At 75.4% G+C, this 19,847-nt stretch carries 19 protein-coding genes; 7 read left to right on the forward strand and 12 right to left on the reverse strand.

Annotated elements, in window-relative coordinates:
• Window positions 1-18: 18 nt before the first annotated feature.
• Together kynU and J0910_RS22830 are read right to left on the reverse strand one after the other, a co-directional pair.
• Window positions 19-1,266: a kynureninase gene (gene kynU, locus J0910_RS22825; RefSeq protein ID WP_420160583.1), complete on the reverse strand. Its 1,248-nt coding sequence runs from the start codon at window positions 1,264-1,266 to the stop codon at window positions 19-21.
• A gap of 65 nt (window positions 1,267-1,331) precedes the next feature.
• Window positions 1,332-2,195, reverse strand: coding sequence for a tryptophan 2,3-dioxygenase (locus tag J0910_RS22830; protein ID WP_420160584.1), 864 nt, complete (start codon window positions 2,193-2,195; stop codon window positions 1,332-1,334).
• Window positions 2,196-2,347: 152 nt separating this feature from the next.
• Here J0910_RS22830 and J0910_RS22835 point away from each other — a divergent pair, with 152 nt between their 5' ends.
• The gene (locus J0910_RS22835; protein WP_420160585.1) at window positions 2,348-2,791 is read left to right on the forward strand and encodes an Lrp/AsnC family transcriptional regulator; all 444 of its coding nucleotides are present in this window, start codon (window positions 2,348-2,350) and stop codon (window positions 2,789-2,791) included.
• A gap of 75 nt (window positions 2,792-2,866) precedes the next feature.
• Here J0910_RS22835 and J0910_RS22840 read toward each other — a convergent pair whose 3' ends face one another.
• A complete protein-coding gene (locus J0910_RS22840; RefSeq protein WP_420160586.1) occupies window positions 2,867-2,992 on the reverse strand; it encodes a methionine/alanine import family NSS transporter small subunit in 126 nt (41 codons plus the stop codon).
• Window positions 2,992-4,554 (reverse strand): sodium-dependent transporter, encoded by a 1,563-nt coding sequence (locus J0910_RS22845; protein ID WP_420160587.1) that lies wholly within the window; start codon window positions 4,552-4,554, stop codon window positions 2,992-2,994. The genes J0910_RS22840 and J0910_RS22845 overlap by 1 nt, the downstream gene beginning before the upstream one ends.
• A 387-nt stretch (window positions 4,555-4,941) precedes the next feature.
• Between J0910_RS22845 and J0910_RS22850 the strand changes: the two genes are divergently transcribed.
• Window positions 4,942-6,291 carry an MFS transporter gene (locus J0910_RS22850; RefSeq protein WP_420160588.1) on the forward strand — a complete coding sequence of 450 codons (1,350 nt, stop codon included), beginning with the start codon at window positions 4,942-4,944 and terminating at the stop codon, window positions 6,289-6,291.
• Entirely contained in the window at window positions 6,288-6,656 is a 369-nt protein-coding gene (locus tag J0910_RS22855; protein ID WP_420160589.1) for a DUF4031 domain-containing protein, read from the forward strand. Before J0910_RS22850 ends, J0910_RS22855 begins: the two co-directional genes overlap by 4 nt.
• 1,811 nt (window positions 6,657-8,467) lie before the next feature.
• Here the strand turns inward: J0910_RS22855 and J0910_RS22860 are convergent.
• The 4 genes from J0910_RS22860 to J0910_RS22875 form a co-directional block, all read right to left on the reverse strand.
• On the reverse strand, window positions 8,468-9,223 hold the full coding sequence (locus J0910_RS22860; protein WP_420160590.1) for an ABC transporter permease: 756 nt from the start codon (window positions 9,221-9,223) through the stop codon (window positions 8,468-8,470).
• 142 nt (window positions 9,224-9,365) lie between these two features.
• Window positions 9,366-10,322 carry an ATP-binding cassette domain-containing protein gene (locus tag J0910_RS22865; protein WP_420160591.1) on the reverse strand — a complete coding sequence of 319 codons (957 nt, stop codon included), beginning with the start codon at window positions 10,320-10,322 and terminating at the stop codon, window positions 9,366-9,368.
• A 170-nt stretch (window positions 10,323-10,492) separates the two neighbouring features.
• Window positions 10,493-11,113: a PadR family transcriptional regulator gene (locus J0910_RS22870; RefSeq protein WP_420160592.1), complete on the reverse strand. Its 621-nt coding sequence runs from the start codon at window positions 11,111-11,113 to the stop codon at window positions 10,493-10,495.
• An 80-nt stretch (window positions 11,114-11,193) separates the two neighbouring features.
• The gene (locus J0910_RS22875) at window positions 11,194-11,892 is read right to left on the reverse strand and encodes a PhzF family phenazine biosynthesis protein (RefSeq protein ID WP_420160593.1); all 699 of its coding nucleotides are present in this window, start codon (window positions 11,890-11,892) and stop codon (window positions 11,194-11,196) included.
• 295 nt (window positions 11,893-12,187) lie between these two features.
• Here J0910_RS22875 and J0910_RS22880 point away from each other — a divergent pair, with 295 nt between their 5' ends.
• Together J0910_RS22880 and J0910_RS22885 are read left to right on the forward strand one after the other, a co-directional pair.
• Window positions 12,188-13,417, forward strand: coding sequence for an MFS transporter (locus J0910_RS22880; RefSeq protein ID WP_420160594.1), 1,230 nt, complete (start codon window positions 12,188-12,190; stop codon window positions 13,415-13,417).
• Window positions 13,418-13,590: 173 nt separating this feature from the next.
• On the forward strand, window positions 13,591-14,001 hold the full coding sequence (locus J0910_RS22885; RefSeq protein ID WP_420160595.1) for a VOC family protein: 411 nt from the start codon (window positions 13,591-13,593) through the stop codon (window positions 13,999-14,001).
• A gap of 42 nt (window positions 14,002-14,043) precedes the next feature.
• Here J0910_RS22885 and J0910_RS22890 read toward each other — a convergent pair whose 3' ends face one another.
• Window positions 14,044-14,814 (reverse strand): DeoR/GlpR family DNA-binding transcription regulator, encoded by a 771-nt coding sequence (locus tag J0910_RS22890; protein WP_420160596.1) that lies wholly within the window; start codon window positions 14,812-14,814, stop codon window positions 14,044-14,046.
• Between the two features lie 312 nt (window positions 14,815-15,126).
• Here J0910_RS22890 and J0910_RS22895 point away from each other — a divergent pair, with 312 nt between their 5' ends.
• Entirely contained in the window at window positions 15,127-15,912 is a 786-nt protein-coding gene (locus tag J0910_RS22895) for a glycerophosphodiester phosphodiesterase (RefSeq protein ID WP_420160597.1), read from the forward strand.
• A 367-nt stretch (window positions 15,913-16,279) separates the two neighbouring features.
• Window positions 16,280-16,837 carry a hypothetical protein gene (locus J0910_RS22900; protein ID WP_420160598.1) on the forward strand — a complete coding sequence of 186 codons (558 nt, stop codon included), beginning with the start codon at window positions 16,280-16,282 and terminating at the stop codon, window positions 16,835-16,837.
• Here the strand turns inward: J0910_RS22900 and J0910_RS22905 are convergent.
• From J0910_RS22905 to J0910_RS22915, 3 genes are all read right to left on the reverse strand, one after another.
• Window positions 16,806-18,215 carry an NAD(P)(+) transhydrogenase (Re/Si-specific) subunit beta gene (locus J0910_RS22905; protein WP_420160599.1) on the reverse strand — a complete coding sequence of 470 codons (1,410 nt, stop codon included), beginning with the start codon at window positions 18,213-18,215 and terminating at the stop codon, window positions 16,806-16,808. The genes J0910_RS22900 and J0910_RS22905 overlap by 32 nt on opposite strands.
• Window positions 18,212-18,505, reverse strand: coding sequence for an NAD(P) transhydrogenase subunit alpha part 2 (locus J0910_RS22910; protein ID WP_017596010.1), 294 nt, complete (start codon window positions 18,503-18,505; stop codon window positions 18,212-18,214). The genes J0910_RS22905 and J0910_RS22910 overlap by 4 nt, the downstream gene beginning before the upstream one ends.
• Before the next feature lie 147 nt (window positions 18,506-18,652).
• Window positions 18,653-19,825: a Rossmann-fold NAD(P)-binding domain-containing protein gene (locus J0910_RS22915; RefSeq protein WP_420160600.1), complete on the reverse strand. Its 1,173-nt coding sequence runs from the start codon at window positions 19,823-19,825 to the stop codon at window positions 18,653-18,655.
• Window positions 19,826-19,847 lie beyond the last annotated feature (22 nt).

Genomic DNA, 19,847 nt, shown 5'->3' on the forward strand with positions numbered 1-19,847 from the left:
CCGGCCCTTCCGGCCGGCTCAGGTCACCTGGCCGCGCTCGGCGAACCGCGGGTCCCGCCACTCCCCCGACTCGACCACCTCGACCAGCGCGGTCGCGGCGTCGAAGACCTCCTCGTAGCCGAGGTAGAGCGGGGTGAACCCGAAGCGCAGCACGTCGGGGGCGCGGAAGTCGCCGACCACCCCGCGGGCGATGAGCGCCTGCACGATCGGGTAGCCCTCGGGGTGGGAGAGGGCGACCTGGCTGCCGCGCCGCTCCGGCTCGACCGGGGTGACCAGGCGCAGCCCGTCCGGCCCGGTGCCGCCGGGGGCGGCGATCCCGATGAACAGATCGGTGAGGGCCAGGCTCTTCTCCCGCACCAGCGCCAGGTCCACCCGGCTCCACAGGTCCAGCGAGGCCTCCAGGGCCGCGTCGGCGACCAGCGGCTGCGAGCCGCTGAGGAAGCGCGAGGCGCCCGCGGCGGGCTCGTAGTCCCCGGTGAAGTCGAACGGCCGGGCGTGCCCGTGCCAGCCGGTGATCGGCTGCCGGGCGGCCTCGTGGTGCCGGCGGGCGACGTAGCTGAAGGCCGGCGCCCCCGGCCCGCCGTTGAGGTACTTGTAGGTGCAGCCCACCGCGAAGTCGGCGCCGCAGGCGGACAGCTCCACCGGCACCGCGCCGGCGCTGTGGCACAGGTCCCACACGGCCAGGGCGCCGTACCGGTGCGCCAGCGCGGTGATCCCGGCCATGTCGCGGAGCTCACCGGTGCGGTAGTCCACGTGGCTGAGGAGCACGGCCGCGACGTCCCCGGCGGCCAGCGCCTCCTCCAGGGCGGCGGGCTCGGCCGGGACCCTGCGCTCCCCGGTCCCGGTCAGCTCGGCCGCGCCCTGGGTGACGTACAGGTCGGTGGGGAAGTTGCCGGCCTCGCCGAGCAGCACCCGGCGGCCGGGGTTCAGCCGCACCGCGGCGATCAGCGCCTTGAAGATGTTGGCCGAGGTCCCGTCGCCCACCACCACCTCGTCGGCGGCGGCGCCGACCAGCGGGGCGACCTTGGCTCCCAGCGTGCGCGGCTTGTCCCACCAGCCGGCCTTGTTCCAGCTGGCGATGAGGTCGCGGCCCCACTCCCGCCGCACCGTGTCGGCGACCCGGTCGGGGGTGGCCCTGGGCAGCGCGCCCAGGGAGTTGCCGTCGAGGTAGACGATGCCCTCGGGCAGGAGGAACTCCTCCCGGAAGGGGGCCAGCGGGTCGGCGGCGTCCAGCTTGCGGCAGGCCTCGCGGCTGATCTGGGTCACGGCTCTCCTCTTGTTCCTCGGGTGCTGCGGTCCGGGGCTCCCGGGTCTCTCCTACCCCCGCGCGCTCACAGGGCCGCGCGCAGCGACCACAGTTCGGGGAAGACGTCGCGGGCGGCGTTGCCGGCCAGCCAGCGCACCCCGTCGGAGCCGCCGCTGCCCGGCTTGGCGCCCAGCGACCGCTTGACCGCGGACAGGTGCCGCCAGCGCCACCGGGTGACCCGCTCCGCGGTGTCCAGCAGCGCCTCGGCCAGGAGGAACAGCTCGTTGCCGGGGGTGTCGTCGGCGTAGACCCCGGCCCAGGCGCGCTCCACTCCGGGGTCGGGCCGGTAGGGGCGGGTCCAGTCGCGGTCGACCGCCTCGGCGGGGACCGGCAGTCCCCGGCGGGCGAGCAGGCGAAGCGCCGCGTCGTACAGGCCCGGCTCGGCCAGGGCCCGCTCCAGGTCGGCGCGGGCGCGCGGGGCGTCCTGGTAGGGCCGGAGCATCGCCGCGGACTTGTTCCCGATGAGGAACTCCAGCCGGCGGTAGGTGTGCGACTGGAACCCGGACGCCTCGCCGAAGGCCGACCGGAACCGGGCGAACTCGGTGGGGGTCAGGTCGGCGAGCAGGTCCCAGGAGGAGACCAGTACGTCCTGCACCCGGGTGCCCTTGCGCAGCTCGGCCAGGGCGGCGGGGACGTCGTCGCGCTCCAGGGCGTCGCGGGCCCGCACCCAGTGCTCGGCGAGCAGGTCGAACAGGAGCTCCATCACCTGGGTGGCGACGATGAAGTCGGTCTCGGCGGGCTCGTCGGTGCGCGGGCGCCGCAGGTCGAGCAGGACGTCGATCGCCGCATACTCCGCGTAGGGGGTGCCGCCGTCGAAGTCGAGCCGGGGACGCCCGTCCTCCCGCGCACCCCGGGGACCGCCCGGTACCGCCGTGCTCTGGGACGCCATCGTGCCCACCTCTCCGTCCTCGACCGGTTCGACCTGGGCTTACAGCTTGCAGCAGATCGCCCCGCCGGAGAATGGCCGGTGGCTTTCGTACGCCATGTCCGACTTGGCGTTCATAATGGAGGAACCGCGGACGACCTCACGATCGGAAGGCCATGCTGGACGGAGTCGACCGGCGCATCCTCAGCGAGCTCCAGGCCGACGGCCGGCTCTCCTACAACGAGCTGGCCCGCCGGGTGGGCAGGTCCGCCCCGGCCGTCGCCGACCGGGTGCGGCGGCTGACCGAGCGCGGCGTGATCGCCGGCCACCACGCCCGGGTGGACCCGGCCGCGGCCGGGCTGCCGGTGACCGCGCTGGTGCGGATGGAGTGCTTCGGCCCGCGCTGCCTGCTCCGCGACGAGGCCGCCATGGCCCGCCCGGAGATCCTCCAGCTGCACCGGGTCACCGGCGACACCTGCTGCGTGCTGTTCATCGCGGTCCGCTCGATGGCCCACTTCGAGGAGCTGATCGACCGGCTGGCCGAGCACGGCCGGCCGTCCAGCACGATGGTGCTGTCCAGCCCCATCCCGTGGCGGGCGGTCCAGGCGCCGGGCGGCTGACCCGGCGCGGGCCCGGAACGGTGGAGCGCCCCGACCGGCGGACCGGTCGGGGCGCTCCATCGCGGAACGGGCGGGTCAGCCCTGGGCCCCGCCCTGGTCCTCAGGGTCGGGGTGGGCGCGCAGCCACAGCGCGGAGGCGAGCAGCCCGCCCCACAGGATCACCATGGAAACGCCCATCATCACGACGGCTCCGGTGGACATCAGCTTCCTCCCTCCTCGGCGCCGGCGGACTCCGCGCCGCCGCGCTCCTCTTCTTCCAGGTCCTCGTCGACGCTGGTCACCTCGCGGTTGCGGAACAGCACGGCGAGGACGATCCCCACCAGCAGCGCTCCGCCGGCGACGCCCCAGCCGGCCGCGTTCAGGAACCACTGCGGGTAGTCCTCGTAGGGCACGGTCAGCTCGGTGATCAGGCCGTCGATCATCATCCAGCCCAGCACCAGCGGGGTGATCGCGCCCAGCGCCACCATCCACCAGATGCGCAGCGGCACCGAGGAGATCGACTCGACGTGCCGCTGCATCTCGGGCAGGCGGCGCAGCGCCCAGGCGACGACGACCACCATGACCAGGCCGGCCAGCGCGATGCCGTAGGCGTTGATGAAGTGGTCCACCGCGTCCAGGACGAACAGGCCCTGGTCGGTGGGGAAGACCGCGATGGACACCAGCGCGGTGGCCCCGCCCACGGAGAGCACCGCGGGGACCCGGCCCATCCCGGTGCGGTCCTGCACCGCGGAGACGACCACCTGCACGATGCTGAGCAGCGAGCTGATGCCCGCGATCACCAGCGAGCCGAAGAACAGCAGGCCGAACAGGTTCGCGCCGACCGGCAGCGTGGAGATGATCTGCGGGAAGGCGACGAACGCCAGGCCGATGCCGGAGGTCGCCACCTCGTCCACGGCCACGCCGCTCTGCAGCGCCATGAAGCCCAGCGCGGCGAACACGCCGACGCCGGCGAGCAGCTCGAAGGAGCTGTTGGCGAACCCGGCGACCAGCGCCGAACCGCTCAGGTCCACCCTGCGGCGCAGGTAGGAGGCGTAGGTGACCATGATGCCGAAGCCGATGGACAGCGAGAAGAAGATCTGCCCGTAGGCCGCCACCCACACCGAGCCGTCGTTGATGGCCGACCAGTCCGGGGTGAACAGCGCGTCCAGGCCGGTGGAGGCGCCGTCCAGGAGCAGCGCCTGGACCACCAGCACGCCGAAGAGCACCACCAGCAGCGGGATGAACACCTTGTTGGCGCGCTCGATGCCGCGCCGCACGCCCAGGGCCAGCAGCGCCAGCACCACGATCCAGACCGCGATCAGCGGCAGGGCCACGTCGGCGTTGTAGCCGCCCGGGGCGCCCGGGCCGTCGGCCACCCGCAGGAACTCGCCGAAGAAGAAGCCGTCCGGGTCGGCGCCCCACTGCTGCCCGAGGGAGAATCCGGCGTAGCGCACGGCCCAGGCGATGATGACCGCGTAGTAGACGCCGACGACGAACGGGATGGCCACCTGCCACCAGCCGATGGCCTCGGCGGGCTTGGCCAGCCGGCGCATCGCCACCGGCGGCGAGGCGCGGAAGCGGTGCCCGATCGCGTACTCCAGGATGAGCAGCGGGATCCCCGCCGTCAGGAGGGCGACCAGGTAGGGCACGATGAACGCGCCGCCGCCGTTCTCATAGGCCACGTAGGGGAAGCGCCAGATGTTCCCCAATCCGATGGCGGACCCGATCGCCGCCAGCAGGAAGCCTGTTCGGCTGCCCCACTGCTCGCGGTTGGCTTTTGGCATGTCGGGAACTCTTTCCGGTGATGCGGAGTGAAGTGAAACTACGGGCCTGACCGTAGCACCGCTGAACATTTTGCGGCACTTCGGACCCGCCCGTCCCCTTCACCGCCGCGACCAGTGCGTTCTCCGCTCCCCGCCTGCTCCGTCCACCCGTTCCGCCGCCTCCGCCCCCGCCCTCGGCGCTCTTCGGCCCGGGGCGCGCCTCCGCCCCGGCCCCGGCCGAGCTCCCCGGCGCGGGCCGCGGCCGGGGCCGCTGCTCGGCCCGGCGCGGCCGGGTGGCATAGTCGCCACGCGGCGGCCGCCCGGCCGCCCCCCGAAACCGAGGAGGCGATCGAGACGAGCGGCAGCGCGCCCGGCGGCCCGGGCCCCGGCCCGGCACCCGGACGGCTGGTGGCGGCCGTCGTCCCCGGAACCCTGCTCAACGCCCTGAACTCGTCGATGATCGTGCTGGCGCTGGTGCCCATCGAGCGGGACTACGGGGTGGGCCTGGCCGCCGCCTCCTGGCTGATCTCGGCGTTCTACCTGGCCGCAACGGTGTGCATGCCGCTGATGGGGCGGCTGGCCGACCGGTTCGGGGCGCGCCGGGTGTTCCTCTCCGGGCTGGCCCTGGTCTGCGCGACCTCCGCGCTCGCCCCGCTGGCCCCGGGCATCGGCTGGCTGGTCGCGGCCCGGGTGCTGCTGGCCGTCGGCACCTCGGTCGCCTTCCCCGCCGCGATGGCGGTGTTCCGCGCGGCGCTGCCCGGCGGCCCGCCGCAGGGCGCGATGGCGCTGGTGGGCGCCGCCAACTCCTCGGCCGCCGCGTTCGGCCCGGTGCTGGGCGGCCTGCTGGTGCAGGCCTGGGGCTGGCAGGCGATCTGGCTGGTGAACGTGCCGGTGACGGCGGTCGGCATGGTGCTCGCGCTGGTGCTGCTGCCGCCGGTTCCGCCGCGCGCACCGGCCTCGCTCCGCGGCGCCCTGGCCGACCTCGACCTGCCGGGGATCGCCGCCTACGCCGCCGCGGCCGGCTCGCTGGTCGCCTTCCTGCTGGCGCTCTCCGACGGGCCGAGCTGGGGGCTGCTGGGCGCCGCGGCGGCCGCCGGGGCGCTGCTGGTGCTCCGCGAGACCCGCACCGCCGCCCCCTTCCTGGACCTGCGCGCGATGGCCGCCGACCGCCGGCTGCCGCTGGTCTTCGCGCAGAACACCGCGGTCGCGGTGGTGTTCTACCTGTCCTTCATCGGGGTCCCGCAGTGGCTGCAGGGCGGCCGCGGGCTGGACCCGGCCGCGGCGGGCCTGGTGATGCTGCCGCTGACCGGGGTCAGCGCGCTGCTGCTGCCGCTGGTCGCCCGGGGGCTGCGGCGGTTCGGCGAGCGCCCGGTGCTGCTGGCCGGGAGCGCCCTGCTGCTCTGCGGCTCGGGGTCGCTGCTGCTGGTGGGCGCGGACACCCCGGTGTGGGCGCTGGCGGCGCTGACCGCGCTGCTCGGCCTGCCCAACGCCTTCAACAACCTGGGTCTGCAGTCGGCGATGTACCGGGCGGCGCCGGACGACCGGATCGGCGTGGTCTCCGGGCTCTTCCAGACCTTCCGCTTCTTCGGCTCGATCACCGCGGCGGTGGTCGTCGGCTCGGTCTTCGCCGACGGCGCGGACGACGCCGGGCTGCACACCGCGGCGGCGGTGATGGCGGCGGTCTCGGTGCTGCTGGTGCTGGCCGGGGCGGTGGGGCGCGGCCGGCCGCCCGGGCCTCGCCTACAGTCGGACCCGTGACCGTACTGATCGACCCGCCCGCCTGGCCCGGCCCGCGCGGGCTGCTCTTCTCCCACCTGGCCGGCGACGCCTCCCTGGAGGAGCTGCACGCCTTCGCCCGCGAGCTGGGCGTGCCGCCGCGCGCCTTCGAGCGGGACCACTACGACGTCCCGGAGACCCTGTACGACCGGGCGGTGCGGCTGGGCGCGGCCCCGGTGAGCAGCAGGGAGCTGGTCGCCCGGCTGACCGCCTCAGGCCTGCGGCGGCGCAAGCGGGGGCGGCTCGCCGTCCAGCGCGGCGAGTTCGGCGGCGAGGTTGCGCCGGGCGGCGGCCTCCCAGCGGGCCCGGCCCCCGGCGGTGCGGAACAGCGGGTCGGCGGCGAGTAGGCCGCGCAGCACGGCCGCCCGCCCCGCGCGGAAGTCCGCCTCCCCCACGTGGGCGTAGTCCCGGCGCACCGCGGCGGCGTAGTCCCGGTAGCCCTCCGGGTCCCGGCCGAGCACGGCCAGGTCGGCGTCGCAGAGCACTTCGGCGTCGGCGTCGCCGGGGTCCGGCCGGTGCCCGGCGGTGGTCCGGACCAGCCGGGCGACCCCGGCGGCGAACCGCGCGGAGCGGCCGCACTCCGGCACCAGCCGCTCGGCCAGGGCCGCGCTGCGCTCCTCGTCCCGGCCGGGCACCCCGTCGTACACCGCGTCGTGGAACCAGGCCGCGAAGCGCACCAGGTCGGCGTCGGCGGCCTCGGCGGCCAGCTCGTCCACCCCGGCCAGCACCGCCCGCAGGTGGTCCGGGCCGTGGTAGTGCCGGTGCGGTTCGCTCCACCGGTCGAGCAGCTCGGCGCCGACCGCCCCGGCCCGGGGCCCGGTGCCGGCCAGGGCCCGCCATGCGCGGCGGAGGTCCGCATGCTCCATGGGACCAGTCTGCCCCGGCCGCCGCCGCACCCGGGCGGCGGGTCAGGCGAGCGACGAGGGCAGAGGGGACCGGCTGGTCGGTCGGGCGCGGCGTCTCGCGGAGCGGGGGTTCAAGCGGGCGGCGAGGGCGGGAGGGGGGACCAGCCGGTCGGTCAGGCGCGGCGCCCCACGGAGCGCAGGTCAAGACGGGCGGCAACGGTGCCGGTAGGGGCAGGGCCAGGCGCCTCACCCGAGCGCGGCACCTCGCGGAGCGAAGGTTCAAGCCGGCAGCGAAGGCAGCAGTGGGGACCGGCCGGTCGGTTCGGCGCGGCGCCTCGCGGAGTGAGGGTTCAAGCTGGCGGCGACGGCGGCGGTAGGGGCGGGGCGGAGGCGGTCGCCCGGGTGCGGCGCCTCATGGAGCGGAGGTTCAAGCCAGCGGCGAAGGCGGCGGTGGGGACCGGCTGGTCGGTCGGGCGCGGCGCCCCACGGGGGGCGGCAGGGGTGGGGGCAGAGGGCGGGATCGCCGTTCCCGCGTCGCCCGGGCGGCGGGGCCAGCCGCCCCTGAAACCACTACCCCTCTCTGACCTGGGTGAATACGCAGGGTGATGGCTGGGTGGGGTGGGGTGCGCACCGCGAGAGCACCCCGGTGATTCCCGGGCGCGCATCCTGGGCCGGATCGGGCCCCGGCAGGCCTGAATCGCTCTGATCGGGCCGGCGTTCGGGGGGTCGAGCGGCCCGGAAGGCCGGGAGGCAGGGGGCCGGAACCCGGGGAGAGATGGAGCGGGGGCGGGATGTCGCTTTTGTTCTCCCGGGGAGCCCCGTTTGGCCACTCTGGGTGATCGGCGAGGGGGTGGTGGGGGCCTGGGGGCTTACTACTCGCTGGTAGATGTAATCGGGGTGCTCTCGTGGTGTGCAGGGCACCCCCGCTCCTGTCCGTTCCCCGCCGCAAACCCGACATAGGGGATAAGGCCACCCCCCTGGCGGGAGCACGTGCCGGGCCTGGCCGGTGAACGCGGCGCCCGGCTCCCTCCCGCCCTCGCCGCCCGCTTGAACCCCCGCTCCGCGAGGCGCCGCGCTCGGGCGACCGCCTCCGCCCGGCCCTGCCGCCGCCGTCGCTGCCTGTCTTGACCTTCGCTTCGCGGGGTGCCGCGCCCGACCGACCGGCCGGTCCCCCACCGCCGCCTTCGCCGCCGGTCTGAACCTCCGCTCCGCGAGGCGCCGCGCCCGGGCGACCACCCGCACCCCGCCCCTTCCTGCGCCGTCGCCGCCTGTCTTGACCTGCGCTCCGTGGGGCGCCGCGCCCGGGCGGCGGGTCAGGCGTTGAGTCGGCGCATCGACCTGACTCCCAGGGCCAGGGCGAGGACGGCCGTCCCGGCCGCGACCGCGGCGCCCAGGCCGACCTCGGTGGCGGCGAACCCACCGCCGAACAGCGCCCGCTCGGCGTCGACCACGTGGCTGACCGGGTTGATCCGGGACAGCGCGTACAGCCAGCCCGGTGCCAGGTCCATCGGCAGCATCACCCCGGAGAGCAGAATGAGCGGCATGATGACGGCCTGCAGCGCGCCGGAGAACTTGAACGGCGCCTTGAGCACCATGGCGAGCAGGTAGGAGAGGGTGCCCAGGCCGACGCCGAGCACGGCCAGCAGGAGCAGGCCGGCCAGTGCGCCGGGGACGGACGGCCGCACGCCGAAGGCGGCGGCGCCGGCGATGACGACCAGCGCCTGGGCGATCAGCACGGCGACGTCTCGCAGCACCCGGCCGAGCAGCAGGGCGGTCCGGCTGACCGGGGCGGCCAGCAGCCGCTCGTGCACCCCCTCCTGCATCTCGGGGAGCAGGCCGAAGCCGGCGTAGGCGGTGCCGAAGACGGCGAGCATGCAGAGCATGCCGGGGACGAACCAGCGCATCGGGTCGGCGCCGAGCGGGCCGGGCATGCCGGACAGCAGCGGCCCGAACAGCACCAGGTAGAGCACCGGCTGCATCATGCCGAACACCAGGAAGAACAGCGGGTTGCGCAGGGTCGGCGCCATCTGCCGCTGGAACATGATGCCAGTGTCCTTGAGGACCTTCACGGAGAACTCCTCGGGTAGGGGCGGGTGCCGGGGAGGCCGGCGGCCCGCGGGGATCGGGGCGCCGGGGGTCGGCGCGGGTCGGGGGCGGGGGCGGCACCGGAGAGGCCGGTGCGGAGCGCCCCGGTGCGGGCGGCGGCGGTGCTCACCCGTCCCCCTCGCGCAGGCTGCGCCCGGTGAGGGTGAGGAAGACGTCGTCCAGGGTGGGGCGCTGGACCCGCACGGTGGTGAGCCCGACGCCGGCCCGGTCCAGGGCGCGGAGCAGGCCGGGGAGGGCCTCTTCGCCCCGGGTGACGCGCATCCGCAGCTCGGTGCCGTCGGCCTGCACCCCGTCGGCGCCGGCCAGCGGCCGGGCGGCGGCCGCCGCGCGCTCGGCCTCCCCGGGGTCGGCGACGCCGAAGGCGACCAGGTCGCCGGAGACCTTCCCCTTGAGCTCGTCGGCGGTCCCGTCGGCGATGATCCGGCCGTCGTCGATCACCACGACCCGCTCGGCCATGGCGTCGGCCTCGTCCAGGTAGTGGGTGGTCATGAAGACGGTGGTGCCCTGCTCGGCGCGGAGCCGCAGGATGTGCTCCCAGAGGTTGGCCCGGCTGTGCGGGTCCAGGCCGGTGCTGGGCTCGTCCAGGAAGAGCAGCCGCGGGCGGTGGATCAGGCCCATCGCGATGTCCAGGCGGCGCCGCTGGCCGCCGGAGAGCCGGGCGGCGGGGCGGTCGGCCGCGGCGTCCAGCTCCAGCATTTCGAGCAGTTCCGCGGCGCGGGTGCGCGCCTCGGCCTTGGTCAGGCCGTAGAAGCGGCCCTGGGCGGCCAGCTCGTCGCGGACCCGCTGGTCGCCGCCGGAGCCGTGGCCCTGGCCGACGTAGCCGATCGCGGCGCGCACCCCGTCCGGGTCGGCGACCACGTCGCGGCCGGCCACGGTGGCGCTGCCGGAGGTGGGCAGCAGCAGTGTGGTGAGCATGCGCAGGCTGGTGGACTTCCCGGCGCCGTTGGGGCCGAGGAAGGAGACCAGCTCTCCGGCCCCGACGTCGATGTCCAGGCCCTTGACGGCCTGGACGGTGCCTCCGCCGGTGCGGAACTCGCGGGTCAGGTTCCGGGTGTGGATCACGGTTCTCTCATCCCGTCGAAGGGGCGGGCGGTGCTTCGGACGGGTTCAGCTTGACCCCGCCGCACCCCGGTAGTCAAATTTGAATACCTCGGCCCGGAAAAGCGGCCGAAGCGATGGCGGCCCCTCTCCCCGGCGCCGAGATCAACGCGGGGGGAGCGCGGAGAGCGGGGTCAGGCCCGCTCGGGCTCCCCGGCCGGAGGGTCGCCGGCCGGGGGCTCGCCGAAGGCCGTCCCCGGCTCACCCGCCATGGTGTAGGCGCCGCCGCGGACCCGGTCCAGCAGCTCCCGGTTGAACCGGACCGAGGCCTCGGCCGAGCGCGCCCACCACTGGAACAGCTCGGCCACGTGCGCGGGCTTGTACCCCAGCACCTCGGGGGCGAGCAGCGACTCGCTGCTGCGCAGCTCGGCCTCCAGCTCGTGGAGCCGGTGCTCCAGCAGCGGCACGACCTGCTCGCGCGGCAGGCAGGTCATGAAGACCAGGCCGGCGCCGAAGACCTCGGGCTTGGCCCCGCCGTCGGAGAGCGCCCGGGCGACCAGCCTGCGGAACTCGTCCTCGCCGGCCTCGGTGACCTCGAAGAGCGTCCGCTCCGGGCCCTCGCCGCTCTCCTCCACGCCCGCGGTGCGCAGCGCGCCGGTCTTCAGCAGCTGGCGCAGGGCGTGGTAGATCGAGCCGGGCTTGACGCTGGCCCACTGCTCCACGCCCCAGGAGAGCAGCTCGCGCCGGACCTGGTAGCCGTGGGCCCGGCCCCAGGACCGCACCACGCCCAGCACCAGCAACCGCGTCGCCGACATCGCCCGCCCCTCCCCGGGTCGGGGCGCCCGGGCGGGCGCCCCTCCCCCGAGGTTAGGGCCGGGCGGTCACGGCGCGGGAATCACAGTGCGGGAATCCGGTAGTCCCTGGTCTCCACCAGCGCCGAGCGGCCGCCGACCTCGACCGTGCCGTCCGGGCCGGGGCGCACCTCGATCCGCGAGCCGACCCCCTGGCGGATGCTGACCGGGCGGCGGAGCCGCTCCCCCAGGCGGACCGCGGCCGCGCCGGTCGCCTCGTCCTCGTCGATGCCCATCAGCCGGGGGAAGACCCGCACCCGGGCCAGGCCGCGCTCCTCGTCCTCCCAGGCCCACACGTGCAGGTTGGCCCCGGGGCGCCCTTCGGCCGCGTCCACCTCGGCCGCCGAGCCCAGCTGCACGCTGGTGAACTCCGGCGCGGTCGCGGGGTCGGCGCGGATCCAGGTGAGGTCGCCCTCGGTCCAGGTGGGCACCGGGCCGGCCGGCGGCAGCAGCGCGGCGGGCCGCGCCCCGCGCCGCTCCAGCAGCCAGGAGGTGCCGATGAGCGGGTGCCCGGCGAACGGGAGCTCGATCTCCGGGGTGTGGATGTGCAGCCGCGCGGTGGCCGGGTCCTCGACGAAGACGGTCTCGGAGAAGCCGAGGTCGGCGGCGATCCTCTGGCGCGACTCCGCGCCGAGGCCGGGGGCGTCGAAGAAGACGCCGAGCAGGTTGCCCCCGGTGGGGGCGGACTTCTCGCCGCCCTGGAAGACGGTGGCGACGTGCAGGGGGGTGGTGCCGTTGCTCATGGGCCCCACCCTGCCACCCGGGCCACCGAAGGACAACTGATTCCTTCTCAACCCATTGGTAAGCAGAACTTAGATCACATCGCGGACGCTCTCTCCGCGCCTCGACAGAAGTACTGAAAGTAGTATCTTTAGGTCGTCATTCAGCTGACGATGGGATCTTTACCGACTTCTATCGTCAATCCCCGCGCCCGTCGCCCCCGCTCCCCCGGAGGCGGCGAGAGCGGCACACGCGGCTCTTCCGCGTCGGCCGCCGCGCCCGTCAGCGCACCGGTCCGACGTTCCGAAGAGGAGCCCCATGTCCCCGTTGGGAACCCTGCGCCGCATGCATGCGATCGCCGGAGCCCCGCAGCTGATCGTCTCGTTCCTCGCCCGACTCCCCGTCTCGATGGTGCTCATCGGCACCCTCACCCTGGTCACCGCGGAGACCGGCAGCGTCGCCGCGGGCGGCCTGGTCTCCGGCGCGATCGCCCTCGGCGAGGCGCTCGGCGGCCCGGTCATCGCCCGGTTCGCCGACCGGCTCGGCCAGCGCCCGGTGGTGCTGGCGACCTCGGTCCTGGACGCCGCGCTGATCGCCGCCATGGTCGCGGCGGTCTACTCCGGCGCCCCGCTGCCGCTGCTGGTGGCCTCCGCCGCGCTGGCCGGGCTGTGCATGCCGCAGATCGGCCCGCTGGCCCGGTCCCGCTGGATCGCCCTGGCCAACCGGCGCGAGCACGACCGGGAGCGGTCGGTGGCCGCCGCGCTCTCGGTGGAGGGCGTCCTGGACGAGACCGGCTTCGTGGTCGGCCCGGCCCTGGTCGGGCTGCTCGCCGTGGCCGCCGACCCGGGAATCGCGGTGCTCGGCGCCGCTTTCCTGATCGGCGTCTTCGGCTCCGCGTTCGCGCTGCACCCCACCGCGCTGCCCGGCGCGCCCGGCGGCGCGGCGAAGGAGTCGCTGGCCCGGATCGGCCTGCTGGTCCTCACCGTCCCGATGTTCTGCCAGGGCCTGTTCTTCGGCGCGACCTCCACCGGGGTCACCGCGTTCACCCAGGAGGCCGGGCACGGCGACGTGGCGGGCCTGATGTACGCGGTGATGGGGGTGAGCAGCGCGCTCTCCGGGCTGATGATGGCCTCGGTGCCGGCCTCGGTGCCGCTCCCGCTCCGGCTGCGCGCCGCCGCGCTGATGATGACGGTCTGCTCGGTCCCGCTGCTGCTCGCCCCCGGCCCGATCGGCCTGGCCCTGGCGATGCTCGCGCTGGGCTGCGGCATCGGCCCGCACATCGTCTCGCTGTTCGGCCTGGCCGAGCGGGCCGCTCCGGCCGCCCGGCTGGGGCAGGCGATGACCGTCATCCTGAGCAGCCTGATCGTCGGCCAGTCGGTGGGGTCGATGGCGGCCGGGAGGCTGGCCGAGGAGTTCGGCTTCCAGGGCGCCTTCCTGGTGAGCCTCGGCGCTTCGGCGACCGCTCTGGCCGTCGCCGCCGGGGTGGTCCGGTCCCGCTGGTACCGGGCCGCCGGGCAGGGCTCTCCGGCCCCGGCCGGCGCGGCCTGACGGGGGTCTCCGGGGGCCGGCGGCGGGGTGTGTCCCACGTCGCCGGCCCGGGGGCGTTAAAGCGCCGTTAACAGGGACGAAGCACGCTCGGAAGCGGCGTAGTGTCATTCGACGTGCTTACGTTGTTCCCACCCCGGATGCGTCGGACGCCCCCGCGCCGAAGAGAGGTGCCCGTGCCCCAGGTGACCGGGATCGCGCACATCACCCTGTCGGTGCGCGACATCCGCGAGAGCCTCGACTTCTACCGGACCGTCCTCGGGTTCAAGGCCGTCCGGACCAAGGACGGCAAGCGGATCCTGACCACGGAATGCCGCAGCGCCTGCGGCATGGTCCTCTTCCTCACCCAGCACGAGGACCACTTCAACTCGCTGTTCGACCCGCGTCACGCCGGTGCCGACCACATCGCCTTCCAGGCCGCCTCCGTGGCCGAGCTGGAGCTGTGGGAGGAGCGGCTGACCGAGCTGGACGTGGACCACGCGCCGATCGTGCACGGCCCGGACGGCTCGGTGCTGGCCTTCAGCGACCCCGACGGAATACAGCTGGAGCTGTTCGCCCCCGCCGAGATCGGCGACGACGGCGACTGAGACCGCCGGGCGCCCGAGGCGCTCCGGCGGCCGCAGCCCCCTTCACTCCGGCCGCACCAGCTGCAGCCGGACGTCCCTGCTGCGCATGTCCTCCACCGCCGACCGGGGCAGCCGGTCGTCGGTGATGATCGCGTCGAACTCCTCCAGCCGGGCCACCCGGAACGTGCCGAACTTCCCGTACTTGGTGCTGTCCACGGTGAGCACGCTCTTGGAGGCGATCCTCAGCAGCTGCTGCTTGGCCACCACCTTGGCCTCCGAGGGCGTGGTGGAGCCGCGGTCCACGTCCCAGGAGCTGCTCGCGATGAACGCGAGGTCGACGTTGACCCGGCCGAGGAAGTCGGCGGTGAACTGGCCGACCGAGGAGTGGTCGGTGTGCGAGACCACGCCCCCGGTGTGGATCAGCTCGATGTTGGGGTACTCCATCAGGTGGCCGACGACGTTGAAGTCGTTGGTGATCACCGTCAGCCCCGCTTTGTCGGTGAGCATCGGCACCATCTGCAGGGTGGTGGTCCCCGCGTCCAGGAAGATGGTGAAGTTCTCCCGCACCAGGTCCGCGGCGGCCCGGCTGATGGCCCGCTTGGCGGGCACCTCCAGCTGCGCCTTGGCCAGGTAGGAGGGTTCGCTCTTCAGCCGCGCCGCCAGGCGCACGCCGCCGGTGACCGACAGCACCTTGCCGTCGTTCTCCAGCGCCTGGATGTCCCGGCGCACCGTCATGTGCGAGACCGACAGCAGCGATGTGAGCTCGTTGATGCTCAGCACATGGCGTTCCTGCAGGAGTTTGAGGATGTGCTCGCGACGCTGGTCGGGGATCATCTTTCGCCTTTTTCGCCTTCGTGGTCGTGCCCGGTGCGCGGACCGCGGCTGTGACGCCGGCCGGGACGGATGTGCACTGCTGTGATGAACGTTCGGGCTGCACCACCAGTTTCCCAGCTCCCCGGCGGACACCGCGATCCCCCGCGGGTGAATCGCCTCGCATCCTCCCCCGGGGCCGGTCCCGGCCAGCGGGAACGCGTTCTTTTCGGCGTTTTTGCCGTCTTCCCCACATAGGACGGCCCGGGGTGGCAACCTTGGTCCCGAACCCCCCGGTAGTGAGGTCGTCGACCCGTCACGCAACGGAGAGGTTTCATGACGCTGGCGATCGCCCTCCGAGGCGACACACCCCGGTTCCGGGAGAACACCGTCCCCGCGCTCAGATCCGCCATCGACAAGGGGGCCGACGCGATCGCGGTCGACCTCCGGCTCACCGCGGACGACCACGTGGTACTCGTCCGAGAGGAGGCCGCCGAACGGAGCTGGGGCCTGCACCGGCCGGTGCGGGAGCTCACCCTGGCCGAGATCGCGGCGGTCACCAGCGAGGGCGGGCAGCGCATCCCCACCCTGATGGAGGCCCTCGCCGAGACCGCCCGGCCGCGCGTGGTGCCGCTGCTGGCCGATGTGGCCTCGGCCGAGGCGGCGCTGGCCGCCGACGCGGTGGCCGCCGAGCACTCCTTCACCGAGCACATGCTCTACAGCGGCCCGGTCGAGGCGCTGCGGGCGCTCGCGGCCCGGCGGCCCGGCGCCGGCCTCGTGCTCGACCCGGAGCAGGAGGAGGCCCCGCCCGGCGGCCTCCGGCACGGCCTGCGCCCCAGGTTCCTCCGCTACCCGGCCGACCTGCTCACCCGGGAGCTGATCGCCGATGCGCACCGGAGCGGCTGCGGGGTGGGCGCCTGGACCGTCAACGACTTCGCGGAGATGGCCCGGTTCATCGGGATGGGCGTGGACGCGCTGGTCACCGAGGAGATCGCGGAGCTGGCCAAGCTCACCGCCGAGGGCCGCGGCCAGGCCGAGCCCGTACCGGGGGCGGTGGGGACGGTGGGGGCCGCGGGCGCCCCGGCCGGTACGGACCGCCCCCGCGGCCGGCACAGCGGCTGACCCCCGGACCGGTCCGGGCGCCGTCCCCGCCGCCGCTCCGCGGCGGGCCCGGCACGGGCGCGGCGGCCCGGTGCTTCGGAGCGCCGGGCCGCTCGGATCGCCGCGGGAGGAAGGGCGGCGGGCTCCGGAGAACACCCGCCCGTCCCGCGGCGGTGGCCCGGCGGGCGCCGGGCCACCGCCGCGGAGCGCCGCCGGGAGGGCCGTCCCGGGCGGCGGTCCCGTAGGGGACGGGGACGAGCGGGGCTTTTTCGGGAATTCCCCGGATTCCCGCGCCCGTGCGGGCTAGGCTGGTGGGCGGCCCCGTCCCGGGGTCGCCCCCTCAAGCCCGCGCCGCCCCCGGGTCGGCGCACGTCGGTGAATCCTCTCGATGACGGCCGAACTCTCTCCCTCCCCTGAACGCCCCGCCGAGCCGGACGACCTCGTCCGCCTGCTCGCGCTGCGCTCCGCCCGGGCGCTGGCCGACGGCGCCGACGCCGAGGCCGGCGGCGGCGAGCCCGGTCCGCTGCCGCGCCGCGCCGACCTGGTGCTCGGCGCGATCGTCCGCCGGCACGTACGGCACTGCGCCGAGCAGACCGCGTGGCGGCGGCTGCACGGCACCGCCCCGGAGCCGCGGCCGGGCGGCGACCGGGAGTTCACCGCCGCCCTGGGCCGGTACCGGGAGCGGGTCCGCACGGTGATCGCCCAGGGCCTGGCCGAGGGCTCCCTCGGCCTCCCCGGCGCCCCCTCGGGGCTGCCCGCTCGGGCCGCCGCGGCCGGGGCCGCCCGGCGGGTGCTCGCGGTGCTGGACTCGTCCTCCAGCTGGCTCGGGTCGCCCGGCGCGCCGCCCGAGCACGTGCTCGCCGAGGCCTACGTCGACCTGGTGGTGCGCCGGATGCTCGGCCCGCCCGCCGGGCTCAGGCGGCCAGCGCCTTCACCGCCGCGGTGAGCTCGGCCAGCGCCCGCTTGGCGTCGCCGAGGAACATCCGGGTCCGCGGGTCGGTGTAGAGCTCGTTGTCGATGCCGGCGTAGCCGTGCCCCAGGGAGCGCTTGATCACGATCACCGTCTCCGCCTTGTCCACGTCCAGGATCGGCATCCCGGAGACGGCGTTCCCGGGGCGGCGCGCGGCCGGGTTGGTCACGTCGTTGGCCCCCACCACCAGCGCCACGTCGGCCCGGGCGAACTCGGGGTTGACCTCCTCCATCTCCTTCATCTGCGGGTAGGGGACCTTGGCCTCGGCCAGCAGCACGTTCATGTGGCCGGGCATCCGCCCGGCGACCGGGTGCACCGCGTAGTCCACCCGGACGCCGCCCGACTCCAGCCGCTCGGCGAGCTCGCGCAGCTCGTGCTGGGCCTGGGCGGCGGCCAGCCCGTAGCCCGGAACCATGATCACCCGGGAGGCGTAGGCCAGCCGGATCGCCGCGTCGTCGGCGGTGATGGTGACGGCCCCCTGCCGGGCGGGCCCGCCGCCGGCCCCCTCGTCCCCGGTGCCGTACCCGCCGACCAGGATGGCGCGGAGCGGCCGGTTCATCGCATCCGCCATCAGCTTGGTCAGGATCGCACCGGAGGCGCCGACCAGCGCCCCCGCGATGACCATCATCGCGTTGCCGACCACGAAGCCGGCCATCGCCACGGCGATCCCGGTGCAGGCGTTGAGCAGCGACACCACCACCGGCATGTCGGCGCCGCCGATGGCGAGCACGCCGGCCACGCCGAGCGCCAGCGCGGCGGCCACCGCGGCCGCCAGCGGCCAGGCCCCGCCGACCCCGGCGACCAGCGCCGCGCAGCCGCCCGCGGCGGCCAGCACCAGCAGCGCGTCGAGGGCGCCCCGGCCGCGGAACACCACCGGGTGCCCGGCGACCAGCCCGTGCAGCTTGCCCGCGGCGACCAGCGACCCGGAGAAGGCGGCCGCGCCGATCACCGCGTCCAGCGCGACCAGCCCGGTGACCGCGGCGCCGGGCCGCCCCTCCTCGGCCAGGCGGAGGTATTCGTAGCCGCCGATCAGCGCCGCCGCGCCGCCGCCGACCGCGTTGAAGAGGCTGACCAGCTGCGGCATCGCGGTCATCCGCACGTTCAGCGCGGCGTACAGGCCCGCGACCGCGCCCAGCGACGTCCCCGCGGCGATCACCGCCCACGCGGTCGGGGAGGCCTCCCCGGCGACCGCGGCGAGCACCAGGGTGGCGGCGACGGCGGCGGCCATGCCCGCGCCGGACAGCGTGTTGCCCCGGCGCGCGGTGGCCGGGGCGTTCATCAGGTGCAGGCCGACCACGAAGCAGGCGGCCGCCGCGAGGTAGACCACCGCGACGGCGCTCTCCGCGGGGCTCACCGCCGACCCGCCGGGGAGCGGAACATGTGCAGCATCCGGTCGGTGACCGCGTACCCGCCGACCACGTTCATCGCGGCGAAGGCGCAGGCCAGGAAGGCCAGCGCGTAGCCGAACGGGGTGTGCGCGGTGGTGCCGATCGCGATGGCGCCGACCAGCACCACCCCGTGCACCGCGTTGGCCGCCGACATCAGCGGCGTGTGCAGGGTGGCCGGAACCCTGCTGATCACCTCGAAGCCCACCAGCAGGCTCAGGACGAAGACGGTGAGGTCGCCGATCGCGTCGGGCGTCATGGGCACTCCCTGCGGCTGTCGGTCTCGGCTGGGGCGGAAGGAGCGGGCGGGTCCGGGGCGGCGGGCCCGCATCGCAGGCGGGGGCCGCCGGGGGAGGAACGGGCGGCGGGGCGGGTCCTCTCGCGCCTCTCCTCTCCCATCGGGGGTCTACCGGGCGGGTGAGGAGGCCGGGTCGGCGCCGGCCGCCGCGGCCACGTCGGGGCGGAGCAGCCGGCCGCCGTGCGCGACGACCACGCCGGCGCGGATCTCGTCGCCGGGGGCGTCGTCCGGGCCGACGGCCAGGCGGCCTCCGTCCACCAGATGGGCCAGGAGCGCCGCGATGTTGCGCGAGTAGGCCTCGGAGGCGGCCCGGGGGACGGTGTCGGCCAGCTCGGCGGCGCCGATGACCAGTGCGCCGCCGGGGGTCTCCACGGTCCGGCCGGCCTCGCTCAGCTCGGTGTTGCCGCCGTCCGGGCCAGCCGCCAGGTCGACCACGACCGCGCCGGGGCGGAGCCGGTCCAGGGCGGCGGCGTCGAGCAGCAGCGGCGGGGGCCCCGCCGGGACCTGGGCGGTGCACACCACGATGTCGAACCGGCCGACCGCGCCGGCCAGCGCGCCGCCCTGGGCCCGCTGCTCGTCGGCGGTGAGGGCGCGGGCGTATCCGCCCTCGCCGGCCCCGGAGGGCGCGTCGGCCTCCAGCACGGAGGCGCCCACCGAGGCGATCTCCTCGCGCGCCTCGGGGCGGACGTCGTAGCCGGTGACGACCGCGCCGAGGCGGTGCGCGGTGGCGATCGCCTGCAGGCCGGCGACGCCGGCCCCCAGGACCAGGACCTGCGCCGGGCGGGCCACCCCGGCCGCGGTCATCAGCAGCGGCAGGTAGCGGTCGTAGGCCGCGGCGGCGGTGATCACCGCCTTGTACCCGGCCACGCTGGCCTGCGAGGCCAGCGCGTCCATCGGCTGGGCGCGGCTCAGCGTGCGGGGCAGGCCGTCCAGGCTGACCAGGGTCGCACCGCGCTCGGCCAGTTCGCGCATCAGCCCGGGGGCCTCCAGCGGGCGCAGCATCCCGGCGACCGCCTGGCCGGCGCGGAGGCCGCGCAGCACGGCGGCCTCCGGGCGGGTGAGGCAGAGCCACAGGTCGGCCGAGTCGCGCAGCCGATCGGCGGGGAGGACCCGCGCGCCGGCCGCGGTGTAGTCGTCGTCGCGGAACCGGGCGCCCGCGCCGGCCCCGGTCTCGACCAGGACCTCCAGGCCCGCGTCGCGCAGCGCCCCGACCCCTGCGGGGACCACCGCCACCCGCCGCTGCCCCGGGGTGGAGAGGATCCCCGCCTTCAGCGCCGCCATGCCGCTCCCTTCGCCGTTCCGG

It is taken from the genome of Nocardiopsis oceanisediminis (assembly GCF_048595525.1).
GTDB lineage: Bacteria > Actinomycetota > Actinomycetes > Streptosporangiales > Streptosporangiaceae > Nocardiopsis_A > Nocardiopsis_A oceanisediminis.

Bases quoted from the DNA above. Each gene is read 5' to 3' on its own strand.
- J0910_RS22830 (WP_420160584.1), bottom strand. From the start codon at position 2,195: ATGGCGTCCCAGAGCACGGCGGTACCGGGCGGTCCCCGGGGTGCGCGG.
- J0910_RS22875 (WP_420160593.1), bottom strand. From the start codon at position 11,892: ATGAGCAACGGCACCACCCCCCTGCACGTCGCCACCGTCTTCCAGGGC.
- J0910_RS22890 (WP_420160596.1), bottom strand. From the start codon at position 14,814: ATGATCCCCGACCAGCGTCGCGAGCACATCCTCAAACTCCTGCAGGAA.
- J0910_RS22880 (WP_420160594.1), top strand. From the start codon at position 12,188: ATGTCCCCGTTGGGAACCCTGCGCCGCATGCATGCGATCGCCGGAGCC.
- J0910_RS22915 (WP_420160600.1), bottom strand. From the start codon at position 19,825: ATGGCGGCGCTGAAGGCGGGGATCCTCTCCACCCCGGGGCAGCGGCGG.
- J0910_RS22910 (WP_017596010.1), bottom strand. From the start codon at position 18,505: ATGACGCCCGACGCGATCGGCGACCTCACCGTCTTCGTCCTGAGCCTG.
- J0910_RS22845 (WP_420160587.1), bottom strand. From the start codon at position 4,554: ATGCCAAAAGCCAACCGCGAGCAGTGGGGCAGCCGAACAGGCTTCCTG.
- J0910_RS22895 (WP_420160597.1), top strand. From the start codon at position 15,127: ATGACGCTGGCGATCGCCCTCCGAGGCGACACACCCCGGTTCCGGGAG.
- J0910_RS22870 (WP_420160592.1), bottom strand. From the start codon at position 11,113: ATGTCGGCGACGCGGTTGCTGGTGCTGGGCGTGGTGCGGTCCTGGGGC.
- J0910_RS22840 (WP_420160586.1), bottom strand. From the start codon at position 2,992: ATGTCCACCGGAGCCGTCGTGATGATGGGCGTTTCCATGGTGATCCTG.
- J0910_RS22900 (WP_420160598.1), top strand. From the start codon at position 16,280: ATGACGGCCGAACTCTCTCCCTCCCCTGAACGCCCCGCCGAGCCGGAC.
- J0910_RS22835 (WP_420160585.1), top strand. From the start codon at position 2,348: ATGCTGGACGGAGTCGACCGGCGCATCCTCAGCGAGCTCCAGGCCGAC.